The sequence below is a fragment of the Sphingobacterium spiritivorum genome, from assembly GCF_016724845.1.
Lineage (GTDB): Bacteria > Bacteroidota > Bacteroidia > Sphingobacteriales > Sphingobacteriaceae > Sphingobacterium > Sphingobacterium spiritivorum_A.
Genome location: NZ_CP068082.1, coordinates 2,227,307 through 2,239,245, shown reverse-complemented (window position 1 = coordinate 2,239,245; position 11,939 = coordinate 2,227,307). Strand labels below are relative to the sequence as shown.

The window sequence follows — 11,939 nt, the reverse complement described above, 5'->3', positions numbered from 1 at the left end:
TTGTCGTATTCCCGGTGGGGACAGCAGTAAACAACGCCGTTGAAGCGTCTGTTTGTGTCCTCACCAACAGCATAGAAGTAAAGCAGTTAAAAGGTAACAGAACTGTACACCTGGAATATCGGTCTTTAACCTCTCTCCCGATACATCGGGATCTCTCCTTAAAATGGTGAGAAGAACAGTTCGGTTAGCCGTTGTCATTTGTATGGAGCAAGCTTTAGCGAAGCGCTGCTTGTGCCTGATACTTTGTATAATGAAGTCTGCAATATCCGGATTTGGTTTAACTTTAGCTTCAGGTTTCGGTTTGGTTCGGTTATCCCCTGGACTGAAAACAAAAAAGCCCTTATCTGTCTCCAGAAAGGGCTTTCGTTTAAAAAAAGGCACCGACCTACTCTCCCACCTGTTACGGCAATACCATCGGCTCTGGCGGGCTTGACTGCTCTGTTCGGAATGGGAAGAGGTAGACACCGCCGATATAGGCACCTGAATACTTTTTTGATATTATAAACTAACCAGTTGTATGTAGTCAGCACAACATCAATGACATTATATTGAAAGAAATAATTAAAGAGGAAGACAACAGTGTTATCTGCTTGAGAAAGCTTCGGGCTATTAGTATTGCTCGGCTATGGTATTTCTACCTTTACACCTACAACCTATCAACGTAGTCATCTTCTACGACCCTATAAGGAAGTCTCATCTCGTGGCTAGTTTCGCACTTAGATGCTTTCAGCGCTTATCTATTCCAGACGTAGCTACCCTGCCGTACACCTGGCGGCATAACAGGTTCACCAGCGGTCTGTCCAATCCGGTCCTCTCGTACTAAGATCAGATCCACTCAAACTTCCAACGCCCACAACAGATAGGGACCGAACTGTCTCGCGACGTTCTGAACCCAGCTCGCGTGCCACTTTAATGGGCGAACAGCCCAACCCTTGGGACCTTCTCCAGCCCCAGGATGTGACGAGCCGACATCGAGGTGCCAAACCTCCCCGTCGATATGAGCTCTTGGGGGAGATCAGCCTGTTATCCCCAGCGTACCTTTTATCCTTTGAGCGATGGCCCTTCCATACAGAACCACCGGATCACTATGTCCGTCTTTCGACCCTGTTCGACTTGTCGGTCTCACAGTCAAGCAAGCTTATGCCATTGCACTCCACGTACGGTTACCAAGCGTACTGAGCTTACCTTTGAAAGCCTCCGTTACCTTTTTGGAGGCGACCACCCCAGTCAAACTACCCACCAAACAATGTCCTCGACATAATCGAGTTAGAAACCGAATACAGAAAGGGCGGTATTTCAAGGTTGATTCCACGACTCCTGGCGAAGCCGCTTCAACATCTCCCGCCTATCCTACACATCCTGTACCCAATTCCAATGTTAAGCTATAGTGAAGGTGCATGGGGTCTTTCCGTCCCGTTGCGGGTAACCGGCGTCTTCACCGATACCACAATTTCACCGAGCTCATGGCTGAGACAGCGCCCAGATCGTTACACCATTCGTGCAGGTCGGAACTTACCCGACAAGGAATTTCGCTACCTTAGGACCGTTATAGTTACGGCCGCCGTTTACTGGGGCTTCGATTCAATGCTTCTCTTGCGATGACATCCCCTCTTAACCTTCCAGCACCGGGCAGGTGTCAGGCCTTATACCTCATCTTTCGATTTTGCAAAGCCATATGTTTTTGTTAAACAGTCGCCTGGGCCTTTTCACTGCGGCTTCTCACTCTCGTGAGGAAGCGCCCCTTCTCCCGAAGTTACAGGGCCATTTTGCCGAGTTCCTTAGCCATGATTCACTCGAGCACCTTAGGATTCTCTCCTCGACTACCTGTGTCGGTTTACGGTACGGGTTTTTATAACCTGAAGCTTAGCGGGTTTTCTTGGAAGTCTGCTTACCTGCTCTATCAGCGCCACCGAAGCTTTGCTGTACTATTGGGGTTCAGCTAGAAATGCGGATTTGCCTACATCTCTAATACCTACGCCTTTTAACGAACTATTCCGTCAGTTCGCGGCAGTGTCACTACTCCGTCACCACATCGCAGTTATAAAAAGTACTGGAATATTAACCAGTTGTCCATCGGTTGTCCCCGTTCGGGTGTACCTTAGGCCCCGACTAACCCTGATCCGATTAGCGTTGATCAGGAAACCTTAGTCTTTCGGTGGGCAGGTTTCCCACCTGCCTTATCGTTACTTATGCCTACATTTGCTTTTCTATAAAGTCCACGCCACATTACCATGACGATTCACCCCCTATAGAATGCTCCCCTACCAGTATATACTCATGTATATAATCCATAGCTTCGGTAATACACTTGATGCCCGTTTATTATCCACGCCCGGCCGCTCGACTAGTGAGCTGTTACGCACTCTTTAAATGAATGGCTGCTTCCAAGCCAACATCCTAGCTGTCTGGGCAACCGGACCTCGTTAGTTCAACTTAGTGTATATTTGGGGACCTTAGCTGATGGTCTGGGTTCTTTCCCTCTCGGCCTTGGACCTTAGCACCCAAAGCCTCACTGCAAGATATATTTGATAGCATTCGGAGTTCGTCTGGATTTGGTAGGATTTGACTCCCCCGCACCCAATCGGTAGCTCTACCTCTATCAAACTAAACTCTCACGCTGTTCCTAAAAACATTTCGGGGAGTACGAGCTATTTCCCAGTTTGATTAGCCTTTCACCCCTACCCTCAGGTCATCCGGAAACTTTTCAACGTTTATCGGTTCGGTCCTCCATTACATGTTACTGCAACTTCAACCTGCCCAAGGGTAGATCACAAGGTTTCGCGTCTACCTCATCTGACTATGCGCCCTATTAAGACTCGCTTTCGCTTCGGATACGTGGCTGAACCACTTAACCTTGCCAGACAAGAGTAACTCGTAGGCTCATTATGCAAAAGGCACGCTGTCACAGAATCTCTCTGCTCCAACCGCTTGTAAGCACACGGTTTCAGGTTCTTTTCACTCCCCTGTTCGGGGTTCTTTTCACCTTTCCCTCACGGTACTGGTTCACTATCGGTCTCTCAGGAGTATTTAGCCTTGGCGGATGGTGCCGCCGGATTCCCACAGGGCGTCTCCGACCCCGCGGTACTCAGGATACCACTATGCTGACCCTCTTTACGTATACGGGACTATCACCCTTATCGTGCAGCTTCCCATCTGCTTCTACTTCATACGGTCAATACAATCTCGTGGTCCTACAACCCCATAAATGCCGTAACATATATGGTTTGGGCTCTTTCCCGTTCGCTCGCCACTACTTGGGAAATCATTATTATTTTCTTCTCCTACGCCTACTTAGATGTTTCAGTTCAGCGCGTTCGCGTATTATACAACATACCTTCAGTATGTTAGGTTGCCCCATTCGGAAATCATCGGATCAATTCGCATTTGCCAATCCCCGATGCTTATCGCAGCTTATCACGTCCTTCTTCGCCTCTGAGAGCCTAGGCATCCCCCGTGTGCCCTTATTTACTTTCTTCTCAACCATAGCCCTTTTGCTACTATGGTGATGCTTGTATTGTGTCTTCCAAATTAATGGAAAACGTCTCTACTGTTGTCTTCTCTTGTAATTTTTTTCTTTCAATATGTCAAAGAACTCGTTAAGAAATTTATCGTGTTATCCTGCGATAACACTTTTCTATGGTGGAGAATAACGGAGTCGAACCGTTGACCCTCTGCGTGCAAGGCAGATGCTCTAGCCAGCTGAGCTAATTCCCCGGCTTGTGTGGTAGTCCCGAGCAGATTTGAACTGCTGACCCCTACATTATCAGTGTAGTGCTCTAACCAACTGAGCTACGGGACTAGCTTTTTCTTAATCTCTCTCGGTAACTCCATTCCTTTTATTGGGATGGGTACTTTCTTCTTAATGTCTTTTTTTAATCATGTGTATACGTAACGAGCACCAATTCAAGTACTCTAGAAAGGAGGTATTCCAGCCGCACCTTCCGGTACGGCTACCTTGTTACGACTTAGCCCCAATTATCGGTTTTGCCCTAACACGCTCCTTGCGGTTACATGCTTTAGGCACCCCCAACTTTCATGGCTTGACGGGCGGTGTGTACAAGGCCCGGGAACGTATTCACCGCGTCATTGCTGATACGCGATTACTAGCGAATCCAACTTCATGAGGTCGAGTTGCAGACCTCAATCCGAACTGTGATCGGCTTTCAGAGATTGGCATCACATTACTGTGTAGCTGCCCGCTGTACCGACCATTGTAGCACGTGTGTAGCCCCGGACGTAAGGGCCATGATGACTTGACGTCGTCCCCACCTTCCTCTCTGCTTGCGCAGGCAGTCTGTTTAGAGTCCCCATCATTACATGCTGGCAACTAAACATAGGGGTTGCGCTCGTTGCGGGACTTAACCCAACACCTCACGGCACGAGCTGACGACAGCCATGCAGCACCTAGTTTCGTGTCCCGAAGGACTGATCCGTCTCTGGATCATTCACTAACTTTCAAGCCCGGGTAAGGTTCCTCGCGTATCATCGAATTAAACCACATGCTCCTCCGCTTGTGCGGGCCCCCGTCAATTCCTTTGAGTTTCACCCTTGCGGGCGTACTCCCCAGGTGGATAACTTAACGCTTTCGCTGGGACGCTGACTGTCTATCGCCAACATCGAGTTATCATCGTTTAGGGCGTGGACTACCAGGGTATCTAATCCTGTTCGATCCCCACGCTTTCGTGCATCAGCGTCAATAACGGCTTGGAATGCTGCCTTCGCAATCGGGGTTCTGAGACATATCTATGCATTTCACCGCTACTTGTCTCATTCCGCATTCCTCAACCGCATTCAAGTTCTTCAGTATCAAAGGCACTGCGACAGTTAAGCTGCCGTCTTTCACCTCTGACTTAAAGAACCGCCTACGCACCCTTTAAACCCAATAAATCCGGATAACGCTTGGATCCTCCGTATTACCGCGGCTGCTGGCACGGAGTTAGCCGATCCTTATTCTTCGGGTACATTCAGCTACGTTCTCAAACGTAGGTTTATTCCCCGACAAAAGCAGTTTACAACCCATAGGGCAGTCATCCTGCACGCGGCATGGCTGGTTCAGAGTTCCCTCCATTGACCAATATTCCTTACTGCTGCCTCCCGTAGGAGTCTGGTCCGTGTCTCAGTACCAGTGTGGGGGATTCTCCTCTCAGAGCCCCTAGACATCGTTGCCTTGGTGAGCCGTTACCTCTCCAACTAGCTAATGTCACGCGAGCCCATCTCTGTCCTATAAATATTTGATTATAATGTGATGCCACATCAATAATGTCATGCGGTGTTAATCCGACTTTCGCCGGGCTATCCCCCTGACAGAGGTAGGTTGCTCACGCGTTACGCACCCGTGCGCCACTTTCATATCCAGCAAGCTGAATAATCTCGTTCGACTTGCATGTATTAGGCCTGCCGCTAGCGTTCATCCTGAGCCAGGATCAAACTCTCCATTGTAATAATGAATTGTTCGACACCTAACTATTTATCAATAAAAATAATTAGAATTGTCTTTGTTTATTTCTAACCTGAATTGACTTGGTTGATTGTTTGTTAACTTTCGTTGACTTATCAACTACTCGTTACGCTACATGATTATTTCTTTAAAGAACTTCGCGCTTCCACTCTCGTTTCAGCTTCTATTTCAACAAGGCATTGCGCCCCTTTTGATCTTGTTTTTTTCCTTCGTTTCTGAAGGGACTGCAAAGGTAGAAATCTTTTTTAAAACTCCAAAATATTTGTGAAAATATTTTCTGGCTTTTTCTCTCCCTTTTTAACCTCCCCGATCCCCTTGCGGTATCGGACCCCAGTCTTCATCTTAAGCACTAAAGCTCTTCTTTCCGGCCGGTAGGCTTGCCCCTCTCAAGGGACTGCAAAGGTAGAAATCTTTTTCGAAACCCGCAAATCTTTTTTGCAAAAAATCTGCGCTCCCGCATATTCTAAACCCCTTTTTTCAGTAGTCATCCCTTTCGAAACAACCGTCCCTCCCTTGCGGAGTGGTGCAAAGGTAGAACTTTATACTAATTACTTCCAAACCTTTTTTAACCTTATTTCTAAAATAAAACATAACTGCCTGAAAATATACAAGATAATTTCAAAAGGCATTCTGAAATCGCCTGTAAAAGTCAGCCGGGAATCAAAAAACATATATTTCCACTAAAAACAAATAGGATGTGCTACGAGTTTCTGTAGATGTAGATATATTTGTTTATAATACTTAACGGTTATTAAAATGGAATACGACCTGATCCTCCAAAAAGTGCAAGCCTATGTTTCAGACTTTATAAAGCAACATAAAATTGCCGAGCTATGCTTTCATAATGATTCACATACTTCAGAGGTAGTAAGTGCGGCTACTGAGATCGCACATCATTATGCGCTGAATAAAGAAGATCTGTTTATTGTCTTATGTGCGGCTTATTTCCATGATCTTGGTTACTTCCATGGTGGAGCAAAGCAACATGAAAGCAGGGGTGCACAACTCGCCCGGACATTTCTTGAAGAACAGAGTATAGATAAGCATATTCAGGACCAGGTAGTCGGTTGCATTATGGCAACCCGAATGCCGCAGCAACCAACTAATCTATTAGAGCAGATATTATGCGATGCCGATCTGTTTCATTTAGGCGGCGAGAATTTTGAGACACGCAATAAACTTATGCGTAAAGAAGCAGAAACAGTAGGAGGGAAGAAGATTGGCAAGGAAGAGTGGAGAAAGCAAACAATAGCACTTATGCAGCAGCATCACTATCATACTGATTATGCCAGAGAGAAGCTGAATAGGGAGAAAGATAAAAATCTAAAAATATTATTGGATAAAGAGAAGAAAGAAGGGAAGCAGCTTACTGAAGATAATTTATTTAAAAAGAATGAAGAACGGCAAAAGAAACCCGAACGCGGAATAGAAACCATGTTTCGGATTACATCATCCAATAATCAACGCCTGAGTGATATGGCTGATAATAAAGCGAATATTCTATTGACTGTTAATTCCATTATTCTTTCTATGGTCATAGCGGTATTATTAAGAAAGCTGGATAGCAACGAACATTTAGTTATTCCTACTATAATGCTTTTGTCCTTCAGTGTATCCACAATGGTGGTCGCGATATTGTCCACTATTCCGAAGGTGCCCCCGGGAGTATTCACACAGGAAGAGATCAATAAAAAAACGGTAAACCTCTTGTTTTTCGGCAATTTTTATAAAATGAAACTGGAGGAATATAAGGAAGGAATGAACCGGGTGATGGATGACAGCGAATTCTTGTACGGGATGCTGACAAAAGATGTATATGCACAAGGTGTGGTTCTGGGAAGAAAATACAAGCTGCTACGTATCGCATATGCAATATTTATGCTAGGTTTGATCCTTTCTTCTATATCTTTTTTGATTTCCGTAAGTATATAATCATTCGTTTAAAATGACTCCTATGAATCGCTCCGTCTTTATGTTATCCCTGGCGCTATCTTTAAGCTCCTATGCTTTTCAGGCCTGCTCTCAGAAAGCCAATACTAATAAAACAAAAGAAACAGCATCTGCAACATCGGCAACTGATAAAACTTTTCCTTATCAACTGGATAAGGGACAGCCAACGGAATTGCCCGACGAATTGCAGGAAATTTCCGGAATTACCTTCTTACCGGATAATAAGGAGTGGATTTATGCCATTCAGGACGAAAAGGGCTTATTGTACTCCTATAACCTTATAAACAAACAGCTCTCTTCTGTCCCTTTTGAAAAAGATGGTGATTATGAAGATTTAGCGGTCAGCAACAGTCATTTTATTATTCTAAAGAGTAACGGTACGTTGTATACTTTCCCCATTACCGAGAAAAACAATATTCAGCAGGTCAAAACCTTTAAGGACCTATTACCAAAGGGAGAATATGAAGGTCTGGCCACTGACCCTGTGCACCAACTGGTGTTTGCGTTGTGTAAATCCTGTTCCGCTGACAAAAAGAAAGCACAAACGTCCGGCTATATCTTCAAAATAAATGAGACCGGAGATTTAGAAGCGAACGGAGGATTCACTCTAAATATTAACCAGTTAAAACAATTTGACAGCAGTTTCTCTAAAACATTCAAACCGTCGGCTTTGACAAAGCGGGTCACAACTAATGAATGGTATATTCTTTCATCAGTAGATAAAGCGTTGGTCATCACAGATGACAAGTGGAATGTAAAGTCTGTTTCTCCCTTAAGCCGCAAACAACATGCACAGCCGGAAGGGATTGCATTCGATGCGGATGACAACTTGTATATCAGCAATGAGGCCGGCAATAAAGACAAAGCGATATTATATAAATTTGAACTGCTTAAATAATGAAATTTCAATCGCTTTTTTTGTTCCTTCTGCTGGCCGGTCCGGCTTTTGCTCAGGATGCACAGATCCGCAGCCGTTTGATTCTGATCGGAGATGCCGGAGAAATCAATCCGCAACAGACGTCATTGATTACTAAAGCGAAGGAACTGATTATTCCGGGCAAAACGACAACGCTCTATCTCGGAGATAATATTTATCCTGACGGTATGGCTTTACCCGGACATCCAAAAGAAAAGGTGACCAGGGAAATTTTATCCTCCCAATTTTTACCCCTAAGACAGGCTGGCAGTCCGGTTTATTTTATTCCCGGAAATCACGATTGGGATAATATGGGTAAAGACGGACTTGCAAAAATAAGGGCACAATGGAGCTTTATAGCGGATCAGCAAGATTCATTATTAAAGGTGCTGCCTGCCAATGGATGTCCCGGTCCGGTAGAGATTCCGGTCTCTGAAAATCTGGTTATTATCGCGTATGACAGTGAATATTGGTTATTTCCGCACAAGAAGTCAACTGCAGACATCGATTGTGAGTGTGATTCCAAAACTGTTTTTCTGCAACAGCTTGACGAACTGTTATATGAAAACCGTTATAAAACCATCATAGTTGCCTCTCATCATCCCATGCGGACCTACGGACCACATGGCGGATACTTTTCGGTAAAACAACACCTCTTCCCGCTTACGGAAGGCTGGAAAAATCTTTACATTCCGCTACCTGTTGTCGGCTCACTCTATCCGCTTCTTCGTTCTACGGTATTTCAAAGTCCGGAGGACAAGCCGCATCCTGAATACACAGACCTTATTACGGAGGTGACTTCTGTGTTCAAACCGTTTCCAAATACGATTTATGTCTCCGGTCACGACCACGGCCTTCAACTTATTCAGGATAAAAATATTACACAGGTTGTCAGCGGTGCCGGATCACGGGCATCACACATTCATAAAGGAAAGCACCTTTTGTACAAGGGCGAACAGAAAGGCTTTGTAATCCTGGACCAACTCGAAGACAGAAATATAAGGATGACGTATTATGTCTGTGATAAAGAGGAGATAAAAGAATCATATACATATACCAAGCCTTATAAGGATATAAATATTATTGTAGACTCTTTACACAACATGACTGCCGGCCGGGATAGCGTCACTGTACGGGTCAATCCGAAATATGATGAGGCGAATACCCTGCAGCGCTTCTTCCTGGGTGAAAATTACAGAAAAGAATGGGCAGCTGAAACCAAACTACCTGTATTACGCATGTCGGAACTACATGGCGGGTTAAAACCTACGAAAAGGGGCGGGGGCATGCAATCGATATCTCTTCGTCTGGAAGATGCACAAGGAAAAGAATGGGCTCTTCGTTCGGTGAATAAACGCACAGAATCTCTTATCCCGGAAGAACTGCATCACACTTTTGTACAGAATGTTCTGGATGATGCAAACAGTGCACAGCATCCCTATTCCGCATTAATGATACCTCCTCTGGCAAAAGCAATAGATGTGCCTGTAGCCAATCCTGTTATCGGTGTAGTCGCTCCGGATACCGCTTTGGGAGCTTATAACCTTTTATTTGCAAATGAAGTCGCCTTGCTGGAAGAGCGGGAGCCTTTGGGCAACTCGGACAACAGCATTAAGATGATGCAGAAGTTGCAAAATGACAATGACAATAAATTTAAAGCCAAAACATTTCTAAGGGCAAGAATGCTGGACGTTCTGATTAATGACTGGGACAGACATGAAGATCAATGGAGGTGGTATGATGTAAACAAAGGCAGAAAAGATAAGGACCGGGACTATGTCTCTGTCCCCCGGGATCGTGACCAGGCCTTGCGTGTTACACAGGGATTTATTACATCCAACATCTATCAGCCTTTTATTATGCCGACTATGCAAGGATTCGGGCCCAAAATCCCCAGAATTCAATATTCAATGATCAAGTCTCGTTTTCTCAATGCGCACCCGCAGGCACAACTGTCTTACGAAGAATGGATGAAGGAAGCACATAAATTTTCGGATCAACTTACGGATGAGGTATTAGCGGAGAGTATCAGCAGGTTGCCTCAGTCTTCTATCGATATCCGTGGGAAAGCGATATTGCATGACCTGAAGTCCCGCAGAGATGCCATGCCCGCAGCTATGGATAAATATTACCGCTTTGTAAATAATATCGTTGACGTGCATCTGAGTGATAAGAATGAAAAAGTACGGATTGAAGATGCACCTGATAAAGCATTAAGCATTAAGATAACCAAAATCAATAAAGAAGGTGAAGAGACTAAATTGCTTATGGACAAAATATTCTCACCTGAGATGACCAGAGAAGTACGAGTATATTTAGGTAAAGGTGCGGATTCCGTTTTTGTCAATACTTCCAATACGGACATCAAACTCCGGATTATAGGCAGCTATGATCCCAAAACGTACGCAATACAACATTCCAACAAAACGATCAGACTATACGATAACAGTGCTTCTTCACATTTCTCCGGTAATATTGACCGTTTGCATGTGAAAAGCACTAAAGATTCTGCAAATGTGGATTTTGTTCCCGTAAATTTATATAACACCTGGCTTCCTTTACTGACTGCAGGATACAATGCCGATGACGGGGTATTTCTGGGGGCAGGATTTAAATACACACATCAGCGAGGCTTTCGCAAAACTCCGTTTTCCAATACTCAGGAATTCGGAATAGGAGGGTCGATCCGTACCGGAGCTTATCGTATCAAATATCGCGGTCAATGGAAAGAAGTGTTTGGCAAAGCAGATCTGGTGGTCGAAGCAAATGCCAAAGCTCCGGACAACAGCCAGAATTTTTTCGGGATGGGTAATAATTCCGAATTTCATGAAGACACCTATGGCAGCAGGTATTACAGAGCCCGTTTTAATCTTTTTGATATAAATTCGCATTTACTGTGGAATCCCAGTTCTACTGTTACTTACAGCATTGGCCCTTCTTTTCAGGCCTATCATATGAATCCGGAAGAAAACAAAGACCGGTTTATTCTTACTTCCAATGCTCTTCATTCCTACGACAGCCTTACGGTCTCCAAAGACAAGACTTTTATAGGCCTTGCAGCGCATTTTATGAAGGACAATCGCAACAATCATTTAAACCCTACGGAAGGAGGATATTTTTCTGCCTCTATCTCCGGATATACAGGTCTGAATAAATATTCCAGATCCTATGCACAACTGACTGCCGAGATGGGTGTGTACAAAAGTTTTTTACAGAAAGCTATAGTACTTGCCAACAGAACAGGTGCGGGTTCCAATGTGGGAAAACCGGCCTTTTATCAGTCCCTGTTCCTTGGAGGGCAGGGTAATCTGCGAGGATATCGCCAATACCGGTTTGCCGGAGACCAGTATTTTTATAATAATCTTGAAGCACGGATTCGTGTACATCATATCAACAGTTATATTGCTCCCGGTGAAATCGGAGTATTGGGTCTTTATGACATCGGTAAGGTATGGTCTGAAAACACAGAGGATTCTTCTCTGCATCAGGGTGTGGGTGGAGGTGCTTATTACATTTTGGCCAAGATGCTTGCTTTGCAGTTTGTCATGGCCCATTCTACAGAAGGATGGTATCCCTATTTTTCTATGGGCTTCCGTTTCTAAATATTAAGAAGAG

The 11,939-nt window shown here is 44.7% G+C and carries 3 protein-coding genes, 2 tRNA genes and 3 rRNA genes; 3 read left to right on the top strand and 5 right to left on the bottom strand.

Annotated elements, in window-relative coordinates; translation table 11 throughout:
- Window positions 1-372 precede the first annotated feature (372 nt).
- The 5 genes from rrf to I6J03_RS09415 all read right to left on the bottom strand — a co-directional run bounded on the left by rrf (window position 373) and on the right by I6J03_RS09415 (window position 5,439).
- A 5S ribosomal RNA gene (rrf, locus tag I6J03_RS09435) occupies window positions 373-484 on the bottom strand.
- A gap of 106 nt (window positions 485-590) precedes the next feature.
- Window positions 591-3,475 (bottom strand): 23S ribosomal RNA (locus tag I6J03_RS09430).
- Window positions 3,476-3,637: 162 nt separating this feature from the next.
- Window positions 3,638-3,714 (bottom strand) — tRNA-Ala (locus I6J03_RS09425).
- A gap of 8 nt (window positions 3,715-3,722) precedes the next feature.
- Window positions 3,723-3,799 (bottom strand) — tRNA-Ile (locus tag I6J03_RS09420).
- Window positions 3,800-3,916: 117 nt separating this feature from the next.
- Window positions 3,917-5,439 (bottom strand): 16S ribosomal RNA (locus I6J03_RS09415).
- The 16S, 23S and 5S rRNA genes sit together here with 2 tRNA genes alongside, the layout of an rRNA operon.
- A gap of 775 nt (window positions 5,440-6,214) precedes the next feature.
- Between I6J03_RS09415 and I6J03_RS09410 the strand changes: the two genes are divergently transcribed.
- Genes I6J03_RS09410 through I6J03_RS09400 form a run of 3 tightly spaced genes read left to right on the top strand, consistent with a single transcriptional unit; the run spans window position 6,215 to window position 11,926 of the window.
- Window positions 6,215-7,390 carry a Pycsar system effector family protein gene (locus I6J03_RS09410; protein ID WP_003009901.1) on the top strand — a complete coding sequence of 392 codons (1,176 nt, stop codon included), beginning with the start codon at window positions 6,215-6,217 and terminating at the stop codon, window positions 7,388-7,390.
- A 22-nt stretch (window positions 7,391-7,412) separates the two neighbouring features.
- Window positions 7,413-8,306, top strand: a complete 894-nt coding sequence (locus tag I6J03_RS09405; protein WP_003009897.1) for an SdiA-regulated domain-containing protein — start codon at window positions 7,413-7,415, stop codon at window positions 8,304-8,306.
- Window positions 8,306-11,926 carry a BamA/TamA family outer membrane protein gene (locus I6J03_RS09400; RefSeq protein WP_003009894.1) on the top strand — a complete coding sequence of 1,207 codons (3,621 nt, stop codon included), beginning with the start codon at window positions 8,306-8,308 and terminating at the stop codon, window positions 11,924-11,926. The genes I6J03_RS09405 and I6J03_RS09400 overlap by 1 nt, the downstream gene beginning before the upstream one ends.
- Window positions 11,927-11,939: the final 13 nt, after the last annotated feature.

What these genes read in the sequence shown, in the direction of transcription:
- I6J03_RS09410 (WP_003009901.1), top strand. Translation starts at nt 6,215, where the DNA reads ATGGAATACGACCTGATCCTCCAAAAAGTGCAAGCCTATGTTTCAGAC.
- I6J03_RS09405 (WP_003009897.1), top strand. Translation starts at nt 7,413, where the DNA reads ATGAATCGCTCCGTCTTTATGTTATCCCTGGCGCTATCTTTAAGCTCC.
- I6J03_RS09400 (WP_003009894.1), top strand. Translation starts at nt 8,306, where the DNA reads ATGAAATTTCAATCGCTTTTTTTGTTCCTTCTGCTGGCCGGTCCGGCT.